Annotated in this window: 19 protein-coding genes; 7 read left to right on the top strand and 12 right to left on the bottom strand. The window is 74.6% G+C overall.

The annotated features are described in order from the left end of the window. Nucleotides 1-5: 5 nt before the first annotated feature. The 4 genes from ACU4ZT_RS03020 to ddaH all read right to left on the bottom strand — a co-directional run bounded on the left by ACU4ZT_RS03020 (nt 6) and on the right by ddaH (nt 3,351). The gene (locus ACU4ZT_RS03020; RefSeq protein WP_445337844.1) at nt 6-425 is read right to left on the bottom strand and encodes a hypothetical protein; all 420 of its coding nucleotides are present in this window, start codon (nt 423-425) and stop codon (nt 6-8) included. A 201-nt stretch (nt 426-626) separates the two neighbouring features. Then, nucleotides 627-1,097 (bottom strand): hypothetical protein, encoded by a 471-nt coding sequence (locus ACU4ZT_RS03015; RefSeq protein WP_063072380.1) that lies wholly within the window; start codon nt 1,095-1,097, stop codon nt 627-629. 159 nt (nt 1,098-1,256) lie between these two features. Beyond that, entirely contained in the window at nt 1,257-2,501 is a 1,245-nt protein-coding gene (rocD, locus tag ACU4ZT_RS03010; RefSeq protein WP_445337842.1) for an ornithine--oxo-acid transaminase, read from the bottom strand. 7 nt (nt 2,502-2,508) lie between these two features. Continuing rightward, entirely contained in the window at nt 2,509-3,351 is an 843-nt protein-coding gene (gene ddaH, locus ACU4ZT_RS03005) for a dimethylargininase (protein ID WP_094126384.1), read from the bottom strand. Between the two features lie 179 nt (nt 3,352-3,530). Between ddaH and ACU4ZT_RS03000 the strand changes: the two genes are divergently transcribed. Together ACU4ZT_RS03000 and ACU4ZT_RS02995 are read left to right on the top strand one after the other, a co-directional pair. Further along, nucleotides 3,531-3,968 carry an Lrp/AsnC family transcriptional regulator gene (locus tag ACU4ZT_RS03000; protein ID WP_011931848.1) on the top strand — a complete coding sequence of 146 codons (438 nt, stop codon included), beginning with the start codon at nt 3,531-3,533 and terminating at the stop codon, nt 3,966-3,968. A 198-nt stretch (nt 3,969-4,166) separates the two neighbouring features. Further along, complete coding sequence (locus ACU4ZT_RS02995) at nt 4,167-5,099, top strand: hypothetical protein (RefSeq protein ID WP_445337839.1); 933 nt, start codon at nt 4,167-4,169, stop codon at nt 5,097-5,099. 9 nt (nt 5,100-5,108) lie between these two features. Here ACU4ZT_RS02995 and ACU4ZT_RS02990 read toward each other — a convergent pair whose 3' ends face one another. Then, nucleotides 5,109-5,480 carry a hypothetical protein gene (locus ACU4ZT_RS02990; protein ID WP_094126387.1) on the bottom strand — a complete coding sequence of 124 codons (372 nt, stop codon included), beginning with the start codon at nt 5,478-5,480 and terminating at the stop codon, nt 5,109-5,111. 123 nt (nt 5,481-5,603) lie between these two features. Here ACU4ZT_RS02990 and ACU4ZT_RS02985 point away from each other — a divergent pair, with 123 nt between their 5' ends. From ACU4ZT_RS02985 to ACU4ZT_RS02970, 4 genes are all read left to right on the top strand, one after another. Continuing rightward, nucleotides 5,604-5,972 (top strand): GntR family transcriptional regulator, encoded by a 369-nt coding sequence (locus ACU4ZT_RS02985; protein WP_445337837.1) that lies wholly within the window; start codon nt 5,604-5,606, stop codon nt 5,970-5,972. 103 nt (nt 5,973-6,075) lie between these two features. Beyond that, complete coding sequence (locus ACU4ZT_RS02980; RefSeq protein WP_445337835.1) at nt 6,076-10,269, top strand: Pls/PosA family non-ribosomal peptide synthetase; 4,194 nt, start codon at nt 6,076-6,078, stop codon at nt 10,267-10,269. Continuing rightward, nucleotides 10,266-11,579, top strand: a complete 1,314-nt coding sequence (locus tag ACU4ZT_RS02975) for a M1 family metallopeptidase (protein ID WP_445337833.1) — start codon at nt 10,266-10,268, stop codon at nt 11,577-11,579. The genes ACU4ZT_RS02980 and ACU4ZT_RS02975 overlap by 4 nt, the downstream gene beginning before the upstream one ends. Before the next feature lie 54 nt (nt 11,580-11,633). Next, nucleotides 11,634-12,854: an AAA family ATPase gene (locus tag ACU4ZT_RS02970; protein WP_414748406.1), complete on the top strand. Its 1,221-nt coding sequence runs from the start codon at nt 11,634-11,636 to the stop codon at nt 12,852-12,854. A 27-nt stretch (nt 12,855-12,881) separates the two neighbouring features. Here the strand turns inward: ACU4ZT_RS02970 and ACU4ZT_RS02965 are convergent, their stop codons facing one another. From ACU4ZT_RS02965 to ACU4ZT_RS02950, 4 genes are all read right to left on the bottom strand, one after another. Continuing rightward, a complete protein-coding gene (locus ACU4ZT_RS02965; protein ID WP_414748407.1) occupies nt 12,882-13,469 on the bottom strand; it encodes a 4'-phosphopantetheinyl transferase family protein in 588 nt (195 codons plus the stop codon). 20 nt (nt 13,470-13,489) lie between these two features. Next, a complete protein-coding gene (locus ACU4ZT_RS02960) occupies nt 13,490-14,152 on the bottom strand; it encodes a hypothetical protein (protein WP_445337830.1) in 663 nt (220 codons plus the stop codon). A 233-nt stretch (nt 14,153-14,385) separates the two neighbouring features. After that, nucleotides 14,386-14,844, bottom strand: a complete 459-nt coding sequence (locus ACU4ZT_RS02955) for a GNAT family N-acetyltransferase (RefSeq protein WP_445337828.1) — start codon at nt 14,842-14,844, stop codon at nt 14,386-14,388. Beyond that, a complete protein-coding gene (locus tag ACU4ZT_RS02950; RefSeq protein ID WP_445337826.1) occupies nt 14,845-18,492 on the bottom strand; it encodes a proline dehydrogenase family protein in 3,648 nt (1,215 codons plus the stop codon). Between the two features lie 175 nt (nt 18,493-18,667). Between ACU4ZT_RS02950 and ACU4ZT_RS02945 the strand changes: the two genes are divergently transcribed. Further along, on the top strand, nt 18,668-19,570 hold the full coding sequence (locus ACU4ZT_RS02945; protein ID WP_445337824.1) for a LysR substrate-binding domain-containing protein: 903 nt from the start codon (nt 18,668-18,670) through the stop codon (nt 19,568-19,570). Between the two features lie 82 nt (nt 19,571-19,652). Here the strand turns inward: ACU4ZT_RS02945 and ACU4ZT_RS02940 are convergent, their stop codons facing one another. The 3 genes from ACU4ZT_RS02940 to ACU4ZT_RS02930 all read right to left on the bottom strand — a co-directional run bounded on the left by ACU4ZT_RS02940 (nt 19,653) and on the right by ACU4ZT_RS02930 (nt 22,073). Then, nucleotides 19,653-20,519, bottom strand: a complete 867-nt coding sequence (locus ACU4ZT_RS02940; protein WP_270980198.1) for a copper resistance CopC family protein — start codon at nt 20,517-20,519, stop codon at nt 19,653-19,655. Next, nucleotides 20,516-21,280 carry a YcnI family copper-binding membrane protein gene (locus ACU4ZT_RS02935; RefSeq protein WP_063072393.1) on the bottom strand — a complete coding sequence of 255 codons (765 nt, stop codon included), beginning with the start codon at nt 21,278-21,280 and terminating at the stop codon, nt 20,516-20,518. Before ACU4ZT_RS02935 ends, ACU4ZT_RS02940 begins: the two co-directional genes overlap by 4 nt. A 145-nt stretch (nt 21,281-21,425) precedes the next feature. Next, entirely contained in the window at nt 21,426-22,073 is a 648-nt protein-coding gene (locus tag ACU4ZT_RS02930) for a hypothetical protein (RefSeq protein WP_063072394.1), read from the bottom strand. Nucleotides 22,074-22,115: the final 42 nt, after the last annotated feature.

Here is a 22,115-nt window from a genome sequence, read left to right as displayed (position 1 = left end):
GACTCCTAGCTGTGCCCGAAGGGGGTGCACTGCCCGGCCGGGCCACCACGGTAGGTGACGCAGCGCGGGGAGTCGTTCGTGACGTGCCAGTGCTCGCCCGGTCGGACGTTGACCCGGTAGGTGTTCAGTCCGCCGATGTCGCTGCAGGACCGCGAGGCATTGAGCTGTGCCCCGTACCGGCCCGCGGCCGCCGCCTCGACGGGGACGGCGTTCCATCCCGCGGACAGCGGGACGCAGTACACGTGCCCGTTCGAGAAGGTCCGCACGTTCATCCCGTGGAGCTGGCCTCCCGATACGTAGACGTCGACGCCGTTCCACGGCGCCGTGTGCGGGCCCGCTTCCGGGGAGGCGCTCGCCGACTGGGCGGCGAGGGGCAGGACGCTGACGACGCCCGCGAGGGCCAGCGCGCAGGCGAACAGCCGCATGCCGCGGCGGGGGGGCGCGGAGGGACAGGGAGGAGGGAGCGGTGGGCATGGTGGTGAGCTTTCTGGAAAGGGGTGGGATCCGGTGCGTGCGCACCGGCCGATGCACCGTATCCGCGGCCGCCCCGCGTACGCGCTCACTCTCCCCACCGCCCGTCGCGCCCGGCCGCGGCGAGCGGCCGAGCGCGAGATCGGGCTCGCCGTCTACGAGCGCCGGTACGGGGTGCACTGCCCTGCGGGGCCGCCGTGGAACGGCACGCAGCGGGGGCTGTCGTTCGTGACGTGCCAGCGCTCGCCGGCTCGGACGTGGATGATGTAGGTGTTCGTGCCGCCGAAGTCGGTGCAGGACTTCGAGGGCGCCAGCTCGGCGCCCGACCGGCCCGCGACCGGCGCCTCGATGGGGACGGCGTTCCACCCCGGGGACAGCTCGACGCAGTACTGGTGCCCGTTGGAGAAGGTGCGGACCGCCATCCCGAACAGCTTGCTGTGCGTGATGTAGACGTCGACCCCGTTCCAGGGCCCCGAGTGCGGGCCCGCTTCCGGCTGGGCGCTCGCGGACTGCGCGGCGAACGGGAGGACGCTGACGGCGCCCGCGAGGGCCAGCGCGCAGGCGAGCATCCGCATGCGGCGGCGCGGGGCGCGGACGGACGGGGAGGAGGGAGCGGTCGGCATCATGGTCGGCCTTCTGAGAGGAGGGGGTCCGACGCGTACGCGCCGGCGGCTGCACCGTACCGGCCGGCCCCCCGGCGGGGTGCCGGCTCTCCCCACCGCCGCGCGGGACGACGACGCCCGCCCGCCCTCACGGGCGGACGGGCGCGACGAGTGGGCGACGGATCAGCGCGCCCCGAGCTCCGTCAGCACGTCGGCGAGCTGCTCCACGGCCCAGACGAGGTCCTCCTCCTCGACCACGATGGGCGGCGCGAGCCGGATCGTGGAGCCGTGCGTGTCCTTGGCGAGCACGCCGCGCTCGGCGAGCCGCTCGCAGACCGCGCGGCCCGTGGCGAGATCCGGGTCGATGTCGATGCCGGCCCACAGCCCGCGACCGCGCACCTCGAGCACGCCGTGGCCCACGAGATCCGCCAGCCGCGCGTGCAGCACGCCGCCGAGCCGACGCGCGCGCTCCTGCGGCTCGCCGGTCGCGAGCATGTCGACCACCGCGTGGCCGACCGCCGCGGCCAGCGGGTTGCCGCCGAACGTGGATCCGTGCTGCCCCGGCTGGATGACGCCCAGCACGTCCGCGTCGCCGACGACCGCGGAGACGGGCACGATGCCGCCGCCGAGCGCCTTGCCGAGGAGGTACAGGTCGGGCACCACCCCGGCGTTGTCGCACTCGAAGGTCGCGCCCGTGCGGCCGAGGCCCGACTGGATCTCGTCGGCGATCATCAGCACCCGCTCGCGCGTGCAGATCCGCCGCACGTCGGCGAGGTACCCCGCGGGCGGCACGACGATGCCGGCCTCGCCCTGGATCGGCTCGACGAGCACGGCGACCGTGTCCCCGTCGATCGCGGCCTCGAGCGCCGCGGCGTCGCCGTACGGCACGGTCACGAACCCGGGCGTGAACGGCCCGAAGTCGGCGCGCGCCTCCTCGTCGTCGCTGAAGCTCACGATGGTGGTGGTGCGGCCGTGGAAGTTGCCGGCCATCACGATGATCTTCGCGCGGCCCGCGGCCACGCCCTTCACCCGGTAGCCCCAGGCGCGCGCGACCTTGATCCCGGACTCCACGGCCTCGGCGCCCGTGTTCATCGGCAGGACCATGTCCTTGCCCGCGAGCTCGGCGAGCGCGGTCACGAACGGGCCGAGCTTGTCGTTGTGGAACGCGCGGCTCGTGAGCGTGATCCGCCCGAGCTGCTCGGTCGCGACCCGCACGAGCTCCGGGTGCGAGTGCCCGAAGTTCACGGCCGAGTAGGCGGCGAGGCAGTCGAGCAGGCGCCGGCCGTCGAGGTCGGTGACCCACGCGCCCTGGCCGGACGCGACCACGACGGGCAGCGGGTGGTAGTTGTGCGCGGCGTGCGCCTCCTCCGCGTGGATGGCCAGGGCGCCGGCGTCGGAGGCGGCGGGGCGGTCGATCGTGTCGGTCATCGCGGGCCTACTGCCGCAGCTCGAGCGTGCAGCACTTCACGCCGCCGCCGCCGAGCAGCAGCTCGGACAGGTCGACGCCGATGGGCTCGTAGCCGCGCTCGCGCAGCGACGCCTCGAAGCCCACGGCCTTCTCGGCGATCACGACGTGGAGGCCGTCACTGTAGGAGTTGAGGCCGAGGATCGAGGCGTCCTGCTCGCTGACCTCGATGGCGTCCGGGTAGCGGCGCTCGATCTCGTCCAGGCTCGCGGCGTCGAAGGCGCTCGGCAGGTAGGCGATGTTCGCGTCGTCGAGCACCGCGATCGCGGTGTCCAGGTGGTAGAACGACGGGTTCACGAGGCGGAGGGTCACGACCTCGCGGTCGAAGATCCGGGCCACCTCGGCGTGGCTCGTGCTGTCGCTCCGGAAGCCGGTGCCCGCGAGGATCGTGTCGCCGACGAGGAGGATGTCGCCCTCGCCCTCGTTGACCTGCTCGGGCACGCGCACGTCGAAGCCCGCCTCGCGGAACCAGTCCATGTACGCGGGGCCCTCGGGCTGGCGCTCGGGGAACTGGAACGCGGCGCCGTACGCGATGCCGTCGAGCGTGAAGCCGCCGTTGGCCGCGTAGACCATGTCCGGCAGGCCGGCGATGCCGTCGATCAGCTCGACCTGGATGCCGAGGCCCACGTACGCGTCGTGCAGGGTCTGCCACTGGCGCACCGCGAGCGAGGTGTCGGTCGGGACGGCCGGGTCCATCCAGGGGTTGATCTTGTAGACCACGTCGAAGTGGTCGGGCCGGCACATCAGCACGCGCTTCGCGACGGGGGTGCGGCCGGATGCGGTGTCCGCGGGCCGGGAGAGGGTGGAGGGCATGGTGCTCCTGCTTCGTGCGGCGCCGGGGCGCGGTCGTGGAGGCGGACGATGTCCCAGAGCCCCGAGGGGACGCCTTCCCGTCAGCCTGGCAGGCGCATCACGCCCGTTCGAGAGGGTGCCGCGCGGATTCCGCGCGTCCGACCCCCGTCCCACGCAGGATCCCGCCATAGGCTCGGAGCATGGACAACCTCGACCACCGGATCATCGACCTCCTCCGCCAGAACGGACGCGCCGGGTACGGCGACATCGGCGGCACGGTCGGGCTCTCGGCCAGCGCGGTGAAGCGCCGGGTCGACCGGCTGGTGGCCGACGGCGTGATCCGCGGCTTCACGATCCAGGTCGACCCCGCGGTCGACGGCCTCAGCACCGAGGCCTACGTGGAGCTGTTCTGCCGCGGCACGGTCGCGCCCGACGAGCTGCGCCGGATCCTGCAGGGCGTCCCCGAGGTCGTCGACGCGGGCACCGTCACGGGCGACGCCGACGCCATCGTGCGCATCCGCTCCCGCGACATCCCGAGCCTCGAGGACGCGCTCGAGAAGGTGCGCCTCGCCCCGAACGTCGACCACACCCGCAGCGCGATCGTGCTCTCGCGGCTGGTGAACCGGACGCTGGAGTAGGGCTAGCCGATCCGCCTGCTCCGCGGACCAGTGCGCCATGTAGCATCCGGTCCCCACCATCGACGACTCGGAACAAGAGTGCCCTCTCGCTCATGGCAACGCCCCTCGTCGTTGGACACGCGTCCTCGCTTCCGCGCGTCTGCAGTTCGTGGTGACAACCGCTTCATGCGGAGATGATCGAAAGGATATGAAGTGGGCGTGGATTGGGCGGAGGTTGCCGATCGAGCCGTCGTTGCCTTCCTGTTGGTCGCCGTACTCGAGGGCGCCGTATTGGCCGGGTTCCTCGTGTGGGTCGGAACAGGTGCTTTCTCATCGAGGAACGCGGCCCTCCGACAGGCATCTGAGCGCATCAGCGAGTTGAACGGAGGGAGGGGCATCTCCTTCGTGCAATCCGCTGCGGGCATCATCGGGCACAGCTTCTCCACCCTCTTCCGCCCCGTCGCCGGACTGCGTCGCGCAGATGCGAGCTGGGCGCGCGACGTGCAGAAGCGCGCGAAGAATGCGCTCACTGCAGAGGACGAAGTCACTCTCTTGGCGATGCTCACTTCTGTATCCGCTGGAGTGGGCATCGCTGCTGAGGCCGTCGGCGACGCCCGCAGCCAGGATCCTGCGGCGTCCTCAAGGCGCCCTTCGCCGTCGGAGACGAGGACCCGCATGCAGGTGCTCCGGGAGCGCACGCGCGAGGACCTCGAGGATGCCCGGAACCTGAGCGACGTGCGTAGCCGACTGAAAGCAGCGCGATGGGGCCTTCTCGTCGCCGGAATCCGCTCTCTGAAAGAGGAACGACACCGGGCACACTGGCAACGGCTGGGGGCGACATGTGCTGACTACATCGGTCGCGGAGCGGCCTTCAACCTCGTCGTGACGATGTTGATCGCCAGACGGGTGGCGGATATCGAGACCCTCCTCAGCATCACTTCGTTGCTCGGAGGAGCCATCGGAGCCATCGCGTTCGCGGCGATGCTACTGAAGAAATGCCAGGGCGCCACCACGCCCGAATCGTCGAGATTCCTCTCGCGCTTGACGCAGCGACCACTCGTGATCGCGCTCTCGGCTCCTACCTGGACCGCGGGATTTACAGCCGGCGCGTACGCCTTCATGCAGTGGCTGCCGACTGTGCTGCCGGTGTGACGGAATCGATCAGGCGAACAGCGCCACCAGGATCACGACGTAGATGACGACGAAGAGCGCCGGGATCGCGTAACGGACGAGGTTCGTGAGGCCCTCGGCGGCGATGACCACGCGGGCCGCGTGCGAGGAGGCGCCGGACTCGCGGAGGTCGCGGGCGATCGCGATGGCCTGCGAGTTGATGGAGAACTGCACGGCCGCGCCGAGGGCGCCGGTGGCCAGCAGGATCAGGGCGGCCGCGAGGCGCGTGCCGAGGTCGGCGTCGGCGAGGCCGGTGCGCAGCAGGAACACCGTCGCGGTGAGCAGGAGGATCGGCCCGAGCTGGCTCGTGATCATCTGCTTGCGGGCGCGCGACCACATCGTGATCAGCTCGAGCTCGGACATGCGGGACCTCCTGTCGGCGGCCGTGCGTGCCGCGCGTCCATCCTCCCCTGCCGGCGCGCTCGGCGGGTGCGCGCGCCGTGCATGTCGCGCCCGGCGGCGGCCGCGGCTCGCTAGCCTCGGCGCATGGATCCCGCGCCCGGCTACCGCATCGACCCGGGCTCCGCGATCCCGCCCTACGAGCAGCTCCGCGCGGAGGTCGCGCGCCGGGCCGCGGTGGGCGAGCTGCCGGTCGGCGCGCGGCTGCCGACCGTGCGGGCGCTCGCCGAGCAGGCGGGCGTGGCCGTCAACACGGTCGCGCGGGCGTACAAGGAGCTCGAGGCGGACGGCGTGATCCAGACGCGCGGACGCGCCGGGTCGTTCGTCGCGGCGCAGGACGACGTGCCCGCGGCGCTGCGGGCATCCGCCGCCGCGTACGCGCAGCTCGCGCGGCGGCTCGGCGCTTCCGACGCCGATGCACGACGCCTGGTGGACGAGGCGCTCGCGGCCGGCTGATCCGCCGACGCGGGCTCCGGAGCCCCGGGGTCGCCGCGATTCCACCTCCCGTTCACCCGGAGGCCCGACAGTACGCACGCCGCCCCGTCCGATCGGAGACCACATGCCCGAGTCCTCCCCGGAGGCGGCGACGCCGCACGACGACGCACGGGCCGCGGGCGCTCCTCCGGAGGAGGCCGCCGCGGTCGCCGACGCCGCGGACGCGGGCGCCGCCGAGGCCGCCGCCCCCGCCCACGCGCAGCGGGTCCTCGACGGGGCCGACGCCGTCACTCCCGCGCGCACGCTCGTGGACGTGCTCCGCGCGACCGTCGCCGCGCACCCCGACGCCTCCGCCATCGAGGACGGCGACGGCGCCCTCAGCTACCGCGAGCTCATGGCGCGCGTCGTGCAGGTCGCCGCGTCGCTGCGGGAGGCGGGCGTGGAGAAGGGCGACCGGGTCGGGATCCGGATGCCGTCCGGGTCCCGCGACCTCTACGTCACGGTGCTCGGCGTGCTCGCGGCCGGCGCCGCCTACGTGCCGGTGGACGCGGACGACCCCGAGGAGCGCGCGCGGCTGGTGTTCGGCGAGGCGCGCGTCGCGGGCGTCGTGACGGGCACGGGCGAGTTCACGCCGCGCGCCGGGGACGCGGACGCCGACGACAACGCCGACGACGACAACGCCGCCGCCGCCGCCCGGGTCACGGCCGCCGCGCTCCGCATCCTCCCCGCCGCCGCCGCGCACGCCTCCACCTCCGCGCTGCCGCTGGTCGCGCCGCCCGCGCCCGAGGACGACGCGTGGATCATCTTCACCTCCGGGTCCACCGGCACCCCCAAGGGCGTCGCGGTCTCGCACCGCTCGGCCGCGGCCTTCGTCGACGCCGAGGCGCGCCTCTTCCTCCAGGACGAGCCGATCGGCCCCGGCGACCGCGTGCTCGCCGGCCTCTCGGTCGCGTTCGACGCGTCGTGCGAGGAGATGTGGCTCGCCTGGCGGCACGGCGCGTGCCTCGTGCCGGCGCCGCGCAGCCTCGTCCGCAGCGGCATGGACCTCGGGCCGTGGCTCACGACGCACGGCGTGACCATCGTGTCCACCGTGCCGACGCTCGCGGCGCTATGGCCCGCGGAGTCGCTCGAGAACGTGCGGCTGCTCATCTTCGGCGGCGAGGCCTGCCCGCCCGAGCTCGGCCAGCGCCTCGCGACCGACGGGCGCGAGGTCTGGAACACCTACGGCCCCACGGAGGCGACCGTCGTCGCGTGCGCCGCGCCGCTCGGCGGCCCCGGTCCCGGTCCCGTGCGCATCGGCCTGCCGCTCGACGGCTGGACCCTCGCGGTCGTCGACGCCGACGGCACCCGCGTGCCCGAGGGCGGCGTGGGCGAGCTGATCATCGGGGGCGTCGGGCTCGCGCGGTACCTCGATCCCGCCAAGGACGCCGAGAAGTACGCCCCGTTCCCCGCGCTCGGCTGGGACCGCGCCTACCGCTCGGGCGACCTCGTGCGCTTCGAGGCGGAGGGCCTCGTGTTCCAGGGTCGCGCCGACGACCAGGTGAAGGTCGGCGGTCGGCGCATCGAGCTGGGCGAGATCGAGGCGGCGCTGCAGGGCCTCGACGACGTGCAGGGCGCGGCCGTCGCCGTGCAGACCACGGGCGCGGGGAACCAGGTGCTCGTCGGCTACCTCGTGCCGCGGGATCCCGCGACCTTCTCGCGCGAGGACGCCGTGCAGCGCCTCCGCGTCGCGCTGCCGGCGGCGCTCGTGCCGCTCATCGGCGTGGTCGAGTCGCTGCCCACGCGCACCTCCGGCAAGGTCGACCGGGCCGCGCTCCCCTGGCCGCTGCCCGGCGCCGCGGGCGACGAGGGCGCCGACCTCGACGCCGAGCTGCGCCCGCTCGCCGAGATGTGGTCCGCCGCGCTGGGCACGCCCGTTGCGAGCGCCGACGCGAACTTCTTCGACCTGGGCGGCGGATCCCTGTCGGCGGCGCAGCTCGTGGCCCGGATCCGCTCGGTCGACCCCGAGTTCACGGTCGCCGACGTCTACGCCCACCCCCGCCTCGGCGCCATGCACGCGGCCATGGCCGGACGCGCGCCGCGGGCCGTGCGCACCGGGCCGCAGGTGGACGTGACGCCGACGCCGCGCCGCACGCAGTGGATCCAGACCCTCCTCGGCGCGCCCCTGCTCGCCCTGCAGAGCCTCCGCTGGCTCGCGCTCCTCCTCACGGGCTCCGCGCTGCTGCGGCCGCTCGGCGGCTTCGACGCGCTGCCGGACGTGTCGTGGTGGCTGCTCGCGCCCGGCCTCCTCCTCTTCGCGACGCCGTTCGGCCGCATGGCGATCTCCGCCGCCTCCGCGCGCCTGCTGCTCCGCGGCCTGACGCCCGGCGACCACCCGCGCGGCGGGAAGTGGCACCTGCGGCTCTGGCTGGCCGAGCAGATCGCGCAGCAGATCGGCGCGGTCGGGCTCGCGGGCGCGCCGTGGATCACCTACTACGCCCGCGCGCTCGGCGCGCGCATCGCCGACGACGTCGACCTGCACACGCTGCCGCCCGTCACGGGCATGCTGCGCATCGGCCGCGGCGCCTCCGTCGAGCCCGAGGTCGACCTCTCCGGGTACTGGATCGACGGCGACACCGTGCGCATCGGCGCGGTCCGCATCGGCGCGGGGTCCACGGTCGGCACGCGCTCGACGCTGCTGCCGGGCACGCGCATCGGCAAGGGCGCGGAGATCGCGCCGGGATCCGCCGTCTTCGGGCGCGTGCCGTCGGGCCAGCGCTGGGCCGGATCCCCCGCCGCGCGCGAGGGCAAGGCGCGCGTCTGGTGGCCCGACCACCGGCCGCCGCGGAACACGCGCTGGGTCGCGGCGTACGGCGCCGCCTCGGTCGCGACCGCGCTCGTGCCGGTGGTGGCGTTCGTCGCGGGCGGCGGGATCCTCGCGGCCGCCATCCGCGGATCCGCCGACCTCGGCGACACGTGGTGGCGCGGCCTCGGCGCGCTCGTGCCCGCCGTGCTCGTGACCGGGCTCGTGCTCGCGCTGCTCGTGGTGGGATCCGTGCGCCTCCTCGGCCTCGGCGTCACGGAGGGCATCCACGCCGTGCGCAGCCGCGTCGGCTGGCAGCTCTGGACCACCGAGCGCCTCCTCGACCTCGCGCGCACCGTGCTCTTCCCGCTCTACGCCGGCCTCTTCACGCCCGTCTGGCTCCGCCTCCTCGGCGCGCGCGTGGGCAAGGACGTCGAGGCGTCGACCGTGCTCCTCATCCCGGCCATGACGACGATCCGCGACGGCGCCTTCCTCGCCGACGACACGCTCGTGGCCGGCTACGAGCTCGGCGGCGGGTGGATGCGCGTCGCCCGCGCCGAGATCGGCCAGCGCGCGTTCCTCGGCAACTCCGGCATGGCGGGGCCCGGCCACAAGGTGCCGAAGGACGGCCTCGTCGCCGTGCTCTCGGCGGCGCCGACCAAGTCGAAGGCCGGATCCTCGTGGCTCGGCTCCCCGCCCGTCCGGCTCCGGCGCACGGTCGCCGCCGCCGACGACTCCCGCACGTTCCGGCCGCCGACGCGGCTGCGCGTCGCGCGCATCCTCTGGGAGCTGCTGCGCGTCGTGCCCGTCTTCGTGACCTGCGCCATCGGCCTGGCCGTGCTCGTGACGCTCGCGGCGATCACCGAGGCGTGGGGTCCGCTCGTCGCGTTCCTGCTCGGCGGCGTGGTGCTGCTGGTGGCGGGCGCGGTGGCGGCGGGCATCTCGACGGCGGCCAAGTGGATCCTCATCGGCCGCATCCGCGCGGAGGAGCACCCGCTGTGGTCGTCGTTCGTGTGGCGCAGCGAGGTGTCGGACGTGTTCACCGAGATGGTGGCCGCGCCCTGGTTCGCGTCCTCGGCCGCCGGCACGCCCGCGCTCGTCTGGTGGCTGCGGAGCCTCGGCGCGCGCATCGGATCCGGGGTGTGGTGCGACTCGCACTGGCTGCCCGAGGCCGACCTCGTGACCCTCGGCGACGCGTCCACGATCAACCGCGGCTGTGTCGTGCAGACGCATCTGTTCCATGATCGGATCATGAGCATGGACACCGTCACCCTCGACGCCGGTGCGACCCTCGGGCCGCACAGCGTCATCCTGCCCGCCGCGCGCATCGGCCCGCAGGCCACCGTGGGCCCCGCGAGCCTCGTGATGCGCGGGGAGCTCGTGCCCGAGGCGAGCCGCTGGAGCGGCAACCCGATCGGCCCGTGGCGCGAGGTGAAGACGGGTCGGTACCTGCCCGCCGAGGCCGCGCCCGCCGCCGGCGACGCCGCCCCGGCCTCCGCCGACCCCGCCGCTCCCGCGACCGCCGGTCCCCGGTGAGGACCGCCACGGGTCCCGAGGCCGGCGACGGCTACACCCCCGAGGTCGGCTCCACCGCGTACTCCGTGGAGCGCTACGACCTCGACCTCGACTACCGCGTGGCCCGCAACCGGCTGAAGGCCCGGGCCGTGATCACCGCCACGGCCCGCGAGACCCTCCCCCGGTTCGAGCTCGACCTCACGGGCCTCCGCGTGGGCGCCGTGCGCGTCGACGGCCGGCGCGAGACCCGGCACGTGCAGCGGGGCGGGCGCCTCGTGGTCACCCCGGCCGCGCCGATCCCCGCGGGCGCGTCCTTCACGGTCGACGTCGCCTACTCCGGCGAGCCCGGCCCCCGCCGTACCGTCTGGGGCGAGCTCGGCTGGGAGGAGCTCGGCGACGGCGTGCTCGTCGCGTCGCAGCCGAGCGGCGCGTCGACGTGGTTCCCCTGCAACGACCGGCCGGACGTGCGGGCCGCGTTCCGGATCCGCGTCGCGTGCGAGGTCGACTACACTGTGGTCGCGAGCGGCCGGCTCGTCTCCCGGCTCGAGCGCTCGGGCCGCGCCACCTGGACGTACGAGCAGGACGCGCCCACCGCGCCGTACTTGGCGACCGTGCAGATCGGCCGGTACGCGGAGCGGCGCGTGCCCGCCGGATCCACCGAGGCGGTCTTCGCGTACCCGAAGCCGCGCGAGGCGCGCGTGCTGCAGGACCTCGCGCTCGTGCCGCGCATGATGGCGTTCTTCGAGACGCTGTTCGGGCCCTACCCCTTCGGCGAGTACCGCGTCGTGGTGACGGACGACGAGCTGGAGATCCCGCTCGAGGCGCAGGCGATGGCCGTGCTCGGCTCCAACCACGCCGACGGCACCGGCGGATCCGAGCGGCTCGTCGCGCACGAGCTCGCGCACCAGTGGTTCGGCAACTCGGTGGGCCTCGCGTCGTGGCAGCACATCTGGCTCAACGAGGGCTTCGCCTGCTACGCCGAGTGGCTGTGGTCGGAGGAGTCCGGCGGGCCGACCGCGGATCAGCTCGCCCGCCAGCACCACGCGCGCCTCGACCGCTACGGCACGCAGGTCGGCATCGGCGACCCCGGCCCGGAGGCGATGTTCGACGACGTCGTCTACAAGCGAGGCGCCCTCGCGGTGCACGCGCTCCGGCTGACGCTCGGCGACGCCGCGTGGCGCGCGCTGCTGCTCCGCTGGACGGATCCGGCGTGGACGGCCCCGCGCACCACCGCCGACCTCGTCGGCGCGGCCGGGGACGCGGGCGCGCTCCTGCGGGCGTGGCTCGCGGACGTGCCGCTGCCGCAGCTGCCGAAGGTCGGGCGGCGCTGAGGGGTCGCTGGCGACACCTCGGGGTCTGTGCCATCGTCGTTATACTTCGGGTCGATGTATAACAACGATAGACGTCATCCGAGCGAGTCGCTGAGCCCCTACACACCGGGATCCGTGCCGACGAGCCTCCCCGGCCGAGCGGACAAGCTGCAGCAGTTCCGCGAGGCCGCCCAGCGCATGGCATCCGACGGGCTGTTCATCCCTCGAGTGCACGTCGACCACGGACCCCGTGGGATCGGCAAGACGTCGTTGCTCCGGGAGGCGCAACGCATCTTCGGCGGGTACCGCATCCGGACCGTGCTGATCACGGCGGATCCCGACGAGGATCTGGTGCGATCCCTGCTCGGTGAGCTCCGGCAGGTGGTGGGAACCGGCACGCGTCTGCGGAAGGCCGCACTCGAGGCGATCGACTCGGCGACGGTCACATTGGGGGCGCCCGGCATCGTGCAGGTCGGCGTCTCGCTGACCCCGGAGCGCACGCCGACGGCCGCGTCGGCGAAGCAGATCCAGCAGGCGATCCGCGCCGCGATCGACGCGGTGATCCATGACGGGGACGCGGGGATCGCACTGCTCATCGACGAGATCCAGGAGGCGGACCCCGAGAGCCTGCGCACGCTCGCCTACGCATGGCAGGAGATGGCCCCGCTTCGCGCCTTCGAACCTGGGCAGCCACGGACCGCGCTCTTCGCCGTCGGGCTGCCTGGCGCCCCGACGAAGATCAACAAGGCGGTGACGTTCAGCGAGCGCTTCAGCTTCCAGCCCCTGCACGGCCTGTCCGACGCCGGCGCGCGGGAGGCGCTCCAGGCCACGGCTGCGACCGTCGCCGTCGCCTGGGACGTAGCGGCCCTCGATCGGGCCGTATCGGAATCGAGCGGCTATCCCTACAAGGTCCAGCTGATCGGCGATGCGTCTTGGAGGGCGGCCTGCAGGCGACTCGCCCGAGAGGGCTTGCGACCGGATGACGCCATCGCGCTCGACGATGTCGTGGCCGCGCTGCCGTCCGTCGATGCGGAGATGGAGACGCTCTTCACCGCACGCTGGAGGTCGGCCAGCCCAAGCCAGCAGGACATGCTCGTCGCGGTCGCGCGGCTGGGCGGAACGGACGTGAAGCGCGCCGACCTCGCCGATGCCCTGGCGACTACCACTCGAGCCATCTCGGTCGCCCGCCAGAAGCTGCTGGACAAGGGGCTCCTCGACGCGAACAAGCACGGGCACCTGTCGTTCACCGTGCCGGGGTTCACGGAGTTCGTGCTGGACCAGGCGGAGAACGAGTGAACCCGCGTCTCCCCTGCCGCGTCCCGTTCAGCGGTCGAGCGCGCGGATCTCGACCCTGAGCGACTCCTCACCGGCGCGCCGCACACGGCGGGCGATGGCGACCACGAGGTCGGGCGCGAGCGCGACCTCCATGAGGCGGTAGCGCGCGGGCTCGCCGTCGATCCAGGCGAGCAGGCCGCGCGCGTCGTCCGCGTCGTCGGCGAACCGCACGCGCTCCGGCTCGACGCGGAGCCCGCGGCCGTCGGCCTTCAGCACCGCCTCGATCCGCACCCATCGCCCGAGCGTCATCCCGGGCGGCGTCGCGCGACCGCGCGGCTCGGCGTCGATCCCGATCGGGCCGTCGGCGCTGACCGCGACGACCACGGCGTCGCCCGCGTGCGCGACGCTGGCGTGCAGGCCGTCGAGCGCGCGGGATCCGCCGAGCACCGGCCGTCCGTGCGGTCCGCCGCAGGTCGCGCAGCGGGCGCGGACGGTGACGGCGGCGGGATCCGCGCCCACGATCTCCGCGGCGAGCGCCCGCAGCGCGTCGCGCCCAGCGGTGGTGCGGGCGGCGCGATCGGCGGATGCGTCGACCGGCACCACCGACACGTGCACGGCGGCGGGAGCGGGGGTCACGTGACGACCCTAGGCGGCGCTCAGAGCGCCATGCGGGCGAGCGCCACGGCGGCCGCCACCAGGGCGACCGCGGAGATCACGGCCGACGGGCCGACCCACCACCAGCCGCGGCGGGCCCGCGTGCCCTCCACGACCGCGGCCACGGCGAGCAGGAGGAGCCCCAGGGCGACGCCGCCGCGCGCGGGGGATGTGGCGTCCTCGCCGGCCAGCGCCACGAGGCCGGACATCATCAGGGCTCCCGCGAGCAGCACCCAGCCGAGCACGTGGACGGCGTGCGCGATCCGGCTCCGCAGGTCCCGCGGCCGCAGCGGCTTCGCGCCGCGCCAGCCGTCGGGGGCGCGGAGGCCGCCGACGATCGTCATGACCTCGGCGAGCTCGGCGGGCCGCTCACCCGCGGGCAGCGCGAGGAAGCGGCCGAGGTGCTCGTCGCGCACGCCGGAGGGCGCGATGAGGCGCGCCAGCAGCTCGCGCTCGCGCGCGGTGGTCCACCCGGGGAACGCGATGCCCCAGCGGGCGGCCTGGTCCGGGGCGCGGACCTCGCGGTACCAGGACGCCAGCAGCAGGCGCGCGACCGCGTCTCCCGGTTCCCGCCGCACGCGGGTGCGGAGCTCGACGATCGCCTCGCGCCGCCGGCCGTCGTCCCACAGCGTCCGGGCGCGGTCGACGGTCTCGGAGCGCTGCATCCGTCCAGGGTCGCGGATCCGGGCGGGCCGCGCGCGGATCATCCCCGGTGCCGGCTGTGGAGACGGGCGCCGCCGGTGCACGAGGATCGCGGCCCTAGGCGATCCTCGCCAGGCTCCAGTACGCGGCGATCAGCGCCACGGCGACGACCCGCACCTCACATCGCCCGGGCGCGGGCGATGGCCTCCCTCTCGCGCATGCGCTCATCGTGGCAGGTCGGCGAGGCCGACCGGGCTCAGCCCAGGTCGCGCGCCAGCGTCTCGTCCGTCTCCGTGGCCTGCCGGGTGACGCCGTCGTCGTCGACGTAGGCGTACGTGGTGGTCGTGACCTCGCCCGTGCCGCGGTAGCCGAGCCGCTCGTACAGCGCGCGGGCCCGCGGGTTGTCGAGGCCGACGCCGACCGTGAGGCGGCCCGGCGCGACGCGTTCCTCGGCCGCGCGGATGATCGCCGTGCCGACGCCGCGCCCGCGCTCCGCCGCGTCGACCCGCAGGTTCCGCAGCTCCGGCGCGGCGCCGCGGAGGTCGAGCTGGCCGGAGCCCACGGGACGGTCGCCGTCCCACGCGACGAGCAGGGTGGATCCGCCCGCCTGCTGGAGCGCCCACATCGTGCGGGCGAACCCGCGGCCGGGCGGCTCCCCCTGCTCGAGCCGCCCGACCTCCGAGGCCCGGAGCGCGCGGACCTCGATCGCGGTCACCTAGATGACCGCCTCGCTCCAGTCGTCCGGGTTGCCGAAGCGGTGGGCCGTGATGCTGATGGCCTGCTCGCGCAGGAACGTGAGCATCTCGACGCGGCCGGCCGCCGTGACCTCGTCGGCGTACACGGCCACGTCGGGCGTGCCGCGGAGCGCGTCCGACAGGGCACGCGCCTCCACGAGCCGCGCGTCGCGCGCGGCGACGAGGCGCACGCGCTCGGTCGCGATGCCGTCGGTCGCGACGCGGGCGAGCCACGCGTCGTCCGTCTCGATGATCACGTGCACGCTCGGCAGGTCCTCGAGCACCTGGCCGAGGCCGGCCGGGAGGATCCCCGGGACCGACACGTGCATCTCCGCACGGGCGAGGCGCCCGGCCGCGAGCACGCGCAGCAGGTCGGCGAGCGCGCCCGACTCCGTGAGCCGCACCGTGACGGGCAGCGGCCGGTAGCGGAACAGGTTCCGTTCCACGCCGAGGCCGCTCGGGTCCTTCACCTGGCCGAACTCGTCGTGCCAGGCGACGGCGTCGCTGAGGGCGGAGCGGCGGACGAGATCGAAGTCCTCGTAGCGGATCGCGGGCTGCGCCGACTCGATGAGCTCCGTGACCCGCGGCGACAGCCCGCGCAGGTGCAGCGAGCTGGAGTGCCGGCCCTCGTCCGCGACCCAGGAACCGAGGCCCATGAGGTAGTTCGGCCCGCCGGCCTTGGTGCCGGATCCGACCGAGGAGCGCTTCCAGCCGCCGAACGGCTGGCGCTGCACGACCGCGCCCGTGATCCCGCGGTTGACGTAGAGGTTGCCCGCCTCGACGGTGTCGAGCCATTGCTCGAGCTCGCGCGCGTCGAGGCTGTGCAGGCCCGCGGTGAGGCCGTAGGGGATCGCGTTCTGGAAGCGGATGGCCTCCTCGAGGGTGCGGGCGCGCATCACGCCGAGCACGGGCCCGAAGAACTCGGTGAGGTGGAAGTACGACCCGGGCTTCACGCCGTCGCGGACGCCCGGCGACCAGAGGCGGCCGGTCTCGTCCTTCGCCAGCGGCTCCACGAGCCACTTCTCGCCGACGCCGAGCTGCGTGAGCGCGTGCTTGAGCTTGCCGGCGGCCGGCTCGATGATCGGGCCCATCTGCGTGGTCGGATCCGACGGGTAGCCCACGCGCAGCGACGACACCGCGTCGACGAGCTGGGTGAGGAAGCGGCGCGACTTCCCGACCGAGCCCACGAGGATCACGAGGCTCGCGGCCGAGCACTTCTGGCCGGCGTGGCCGAACGCGCTCTTCACGACGTCGGCCGCGGCCAGGTCGAGGTCGGCGCTGGGGGTCACGATGATGGCGTTCTTGCCGCTGGTCTCCGCCAGCAGCGGGAGGTCCGAGCGCCAGGAGCGGAAGACCTCGGCGGTCTCGTAGCCGCCCGTGAGGATCACGCGGTCGACCGCCGGGTGCGAGATGAGGTGCTCGCCGAACTCGGCCTCGCCCGCGTCGACGAGCGCGAGCAGGTCGCGCGGCACGCCGGCCTCGCGGAGCGCCTCGACGAGCACGGCGCCGGAGCGGCGCGCCTGTCCGGCGGGCTTGACGACCACGCCGCTGCCGGAGGCGAGGGCCGCGAGCATGCTGCCCGCGGGGATCGCGACGGGGAAGTTCCACGGCGGCGCCACGACGGTGACGCGCGACGGCACGAACCGCGCGCCCTGCACACGGTCGAGGTCGCGGGCGCGCTCGGCGTAGTAGTGCGCGAAGTCCACGGCCTCGCTGACCTCGGGGTCGGCCTCGGCGATGGTCTTGCCGGTCTCCGACGCCATGACCTCGATGAGGCGCGCGCGGTTGCGCTCGATGGCGACGCCCACGCGGTGCAGCAGCGCGGCGCGCTGGTCGCCGGGGCGGGCGCCCCACGCGGCGGCGGCCGTGCGCACGCCGTCGATGACGTCGTCGAGCTGGTCGGTGGAGTCGATGCGCGCGGCGTCGATGGTCGCGACGCCGAGCCGCGAGGCCTCCACGCGCGCCAGGATCTCGCGGCCCCAGGCGCGGTTGGTCGGCAGCGCCGGATCCGTGTCGGCCGCGTTGTGGAACGGGGTGGTGGAGGCCTCGGGGTCGACGAGCGCGTCGGGCGTCAGCAGCGAGCCGCGCGTGAAGCCCTGCACCACGTTCGTGAGCTGCGGGTCGATCTCGTCCGCGGGCTCCTCGGGCGTCTCGGGCTCGGCGAGCGGATCCACGTCGTCGAGCTCCGGCGGGAAGCGGCGGTCCTGCGTGCGGTTCGGCGCCGGGATCGCGTCGTCCACGCCCGCGAGCGACGAGCGGAACCGCGACTCCTCCCGCGCGAACAGCGCGCTCGACGTGCTGAGCTCGAACACCGCCGACATGAAGTTCTCCTGGCTCGCGTTCTCCTCCAGGCGGCGGATGAGGTACGAGATCGCCACGTCGAACTCGGTCGGGTGCACGACGGGCGTGTAGAGCAGCAGCCCGCCGACCGTGCGCTTCACGGCCTCGGCCTGGCCGGTGGCCATGCCGAGGAGCATCTCGAACTCGATCCGGTCGGTGACGCCGCGCTCCTCGGCGAGCAGCCACGCGTACGCGACGTCGAAGAGGTTGTGGCCGGCCACGCCGACCTTCACGGCGTCGGCCGCGGCGGGCTGGAGCGCGTGCTCGAGCATCCGCTTGTAGTGCGTGTCGGTCTGCTCCTTGGTGGCCCAGGTGGCGACGGGCCAGTCGTGCATCCGGCCGTCGACCTGCTCCATCGCGAGGTTCGCGCCCTTCACGATGCGGACCTTGATGGGCGCTCCGCCCGCCGCACGGCGCTCCTGCGCCCACGCGGTGAGCCGCTGCAGCCCGGCGAGCGCGTCGGGCAGGTACGCCTGCAGCACGATGCCGGCCTCGAGGCCCTTCAGCTGCGGCTGGTCGAGCACGCGCGTGAATACCTCGATGGTGAGGTCGAGGTCCTTGTACTCCTCCATGTCGAGGTTGATGAACTTGGGGGTCGCGGCCTCCGACGCCAGCTCGTACAGCGGGGTGAGCCGCTCGACGACCTTCTCGACGGCCTCGTCGAACGCCCACATCGACAGCTGCGAGACGACGCTCGACACCTTGATGGAGACGTAGTCCACGTCGTCGCGGGCGAGCAGCTCGCGCGTGCCGGCGAGGCGGCGCGCGGCCTCCTTCTCGCCCAGCACGGCCTCGCCGAGCAGGTTGAGGTTGAGGCGGGATCCGCCCTCGCGCAGCTTCTGGATGGCCGGGCCGAGCTTCTCGCTCGTCGCGTCGACGATGAGGTGCCCGACCATCTCGCGCAGCACGCGGCGCGCGACGGGCACGACGACCTGCGGGAGGACCGGGCCGAGGATGCCGCCCGCGCGGATCGCGCCCTGCATGTACCAGGGCAGGAAGCCGGGGGTCTTGGAAGTGAGCGCGGCGAGGCTGTTGCCCGCGACCGGCAGGTCCTCGGGGCGCACGACGCGGTCGACGAAGCCGATGGTGAAGTCGAGGCCGTTCTCGTCCTTGAGGACGCCCGCGAGGCGCTCGGCGGACGGATCCGCCGGGTGCTGCGCCGCCTCGGCGAGCCAGGTGCGCACGAGCGCGACGGACCGGTCGGCGAGGTCGTCGCGGTCCGGGGCGGCGGCTCCGGCGAGCGTCGGGATCGCCGCGGTCTCGGGGGCGGATGCGGTCTCGGCGGTCATGCGGGAACCTCTTCGTCTCGTGTGGGCCGTCGGCCCCGTCGTCGTCGTCCGCGCGGCGAGCGCGTCCACCCAGTGTGCGACCATGCTCTCGTCGGATGCGCTGAACGTTTCCGATGATCATCGTGCGGCTCCGCCGATGATTCCATGCTCGCCTGGGATCCCGCGGGAGGCGCACGTGCTCGAGATGCGACGGCTCCGGCTCCTGCGCGAGCTCAAGCTCCGCGGCACGATCGGCGCGGTCGCCGACGCCCTGTCGTTCAGCCCGTCGTCGGTGTCGCAGCAGCTGTCGCAGCTGGAGCGCGAGGCGGGCGTCACGCTGCTGCGCCACGTCGGGCGGCGGGTCGTGCTCACGCCGCAGGCCGAGATCCTCGTCGAGCACACGACGGCCCTGCTCGAGCGGCTGGAGCGCGCCGAGACCGAGGTGAACGCGTCGCTCGCGAACGTGTCCGGCACCATCCGCATCGCCGCGTTCCAGTCGGCGCTGCTCGCGCTCGTGCCGCCCGCGCTCACGATCCTCCGCGACGACTACCCCGACCTCCGGGTCGAGATCACGATGCGCGAGCCCGAGTCGGGCCTGCACGACGTGTGGGCGCGCGACCACGACCTCGTCATCGCCGAGCAGTACCCGGCGCACGCGGCGCCGCGGCCGGCCGACCTCGACCGCGAGGAGCTGTGCGTGGATCCGCTCCGCCTCGGCCTGCCGCCCGGCCACGACGACGTCCGCTCCATCTCGGACGCGCGCCGCCTGCCGTGGGTGATGGAACCCGCGGGCACCGCGTCGCGCCACTTCGCCGAGCAGGTGTGCCGCGTCGCGGGCTTCGAGCCGGACGTGCGCTACGTGACGGCTGACCTGCAGGCGCACATCGACCTGGTGCGCGGCGGGCACGCGGCGTCCGTGCTGCCGGACCTGGTCTGGGCCGGCCGCGAGCCCGACGTGCGGCTCGTCGGCCTGCCGGGGTCGCCGCGGCGCACGGTGTTCACGTCGTCGCGCGTCGGGAGCCTCGACCGGCCGGGCATCCGCGCCTGCCGGGACGCCCTGGCGCGCGCGGTCGAGCTGATGGGACCGGCCGCGGGCTGACCCGTCGCCTGCTCCGCGGGCCGCGCGACGACGGGCCAGGATCCCTGGGGGATCCGGGCCCGTCGCGGTCCGTGGCGCGGGGTCAGGCGGTCGGCGGCCCGTCGCCGTCCGCGTCGCTCGTGCCGGGCGTGCCGGGCGTGCCGGGCGTGCCGCCGGCGGGCGCACCCGCGCCGGCCGGCTTCCGCCGCCCGGTCACCACGATGAGCACGACCGCGGCGGCCGCGAGCACGACGATGCCGATGCCCACGCCGACGATGACGCCGAGGTACGGCGCGACGCCCTGCTCCTGGCCTGCCGCGGTGCCGGCCTCGCCGGTCGCGGATCCGCCCGCGGAGCCGGAGCCCGCTCCCGCTCCCGCAGCGCCCTCCTGGGCCGCCGCGCAGGCGGGCCCGGACGCGGATCCCGCCGCCGTCGCCGCGCCCGCGGGCGCCTGGTAGGTGAACGTGATCGAGTCGGACACCGGATGCCCGTCCGCGGAGACCACGCGCCACGTGACGGTGTACTGGCCGCTCCCGCCGAGCGCGACCGGCACGGAGACCGTGCGGCCGGCGTTCACGGCGCAGCCGGTCTCGAAGTGCGTGCCCTGGCCGTCGGGGCCGGTGACCTGCACGATCGAGGATCCGCCCGCCCCGGCCGACGCTCCGCCGGCGTCGCCGCCGCCGGACGCGCCGAGGTCGAGGATCACGTCGTTGAAGGTCAGCGAGACCTCCGACGGCGGCGCGTCGATGGTGGATCCGGCTGCGGGCGAGCTCGACACGAGGTAGTCGTGCGCCGAGGCGGGGAGCGCGGCGTCCGGCCCGCTCCCCTGTCCGATGCCGACGAGCGCGAGCGCGGCCGTCGCGAGGGCCGCGCCGGAGAGCGCGGCGGCGACCCGCACGAGGCGGCGGCGCGGAGCCGCGGGCGCTCCCGCGGGACGGGGCCCGCGGCGGATCCGGTGTCCGGGCGTCACGCCTGGCCGCCGCCCTCGCGGCGCACGCGGGTCAGCGCGAAGACCGCGACGACGAGCGCGACCGCGCCGAGCGCGAGGCCGCCCACGCCGAGGCCCACCGCGACCGCGCTGCCCGCGGCGTCCGAGGAGGATGCCGTGGTCGTCGCGGCGGCGGCGTCGGGCGCCGGGGAGCTCATGGCGCTCATCGCGTCGGCGGGCGGCGCGTCCTGCACGTAGAGCGTGGGCGCGGGGTGCTCCGGCTCCTCGCCGGACGCGGGCGTCGCCTCGTCCCAGTCGACGACCGACCCGTCCGAGTAGCCCTGGTGCGCGGGCAGCATGATGCTCCCCTCCGCGGGCACGGGCCCCACCGAGACCGTGAAGCGCTGGAACTCGCCCGCCTTGATGCCCACGCCGTCGTCCGCGGTCCAGGTCACCTCGATGGGCGCGTCGGTGATGGTCGCGTCGTCGGTCTTCACGGGGGTGTCGAGCTTCTCGGTGGTGACCTTGGCGGTCCAACCGGGGACGGGCTCGGTGGAGAGGCTGGAGAAGGGGGTGTCCTTCGGCAGGTCGACCGTGACGCTCGTGGTGGTCGCGGTCGCGGACTCGGTCGGGACCTTGAACGTCAGCGTGCTGTAGCTGCCTGCCGCGGCCTGGTCGGGCGAGACGCGCACGTGCGCCGAGGCGGCGAGCGGGAGGGCGACGGCGAGCGCGACGCCGCCGACGAGCGCGGTGGCCGAGCGGAGGATCCGACGGCGGGGAGCGGGGGTGGATGAGGTGGTCATGGCTGGTGTCCTGTTCCGGGCCGCGCGGTGGCGGCCCCGGGAGCGGGCGCGGCCGTGGCGGCGTCCGGAGGGAGGGAGAGAGGGAGGGAGGGGTGAGGGCGGCGCAGGCGCGGGCATGCGGCCCCGGTGCGACGACGGTCGCGGGTCAGGCGGCGACGAGCACGCGCGGCGGACCGCGGTGGCGCAGCCGTCCGATCCGGGCGACGAGGTCGCGCAGCGGTCGGGGCGAACGGGCGATGCGGGCGAGCGCGTCGGCCGGCCGCCCGTCGGGGCGCAGGAACGGGATCGCGAGGGCGAGCAGCACGCGCAGGCCGGATGCCCGGACGAGCGCGCGGAGGGCCGCCTCGCCGTGCCGGAGCGCGAGCACGGTGACCGCGAGCGCGGCGCCGTGCGACAGGAGCATGCCGGCGTCGAGCGCGGACGCGGTGCCGACGGGCACGCCGTCGAGGCCGGGGACGGCGAGCGGCAGGGCGCCGTGCCCCGCCATGCCCGCGTGCGGATCCGCGGCGGTGAGCGTCCCGGAGGCGTCGCCCGCCGCCGTGAAGAGCCCGTGGAAGAGGAGCTGGCTGACGCCGACCGCGGCGGTGAGCCGCCAGAGCGACGCGCGCGTGCCGGCGAGCGCGATGGCCACCAGCGACGCGAGCGCGAGGCCGAACGCGACGACGGCCCACGACGGGGCGGCCCCGCCGCCGGCCTCGTGGAACAGGGCGGCCACGAACGTGGCGGTGGTGGATGCGGCGAGCCCCCGGATCACGCGCTGGACGCGCGGGGCGATCGAGGGCGGGACAGGCATCGAGTGGAGTGTAGATGACGGGGCAGGGAGCGCGCGGCGACG

The sequence above is a fragment of the Clavibacter davisi genome (assembly GCF_052751415.1).
The sequence above is the reverse complement of the archived record's forward strand: the minus strand, read 5'-3'. Positions and strand labels throughout refer to the sequence as shown.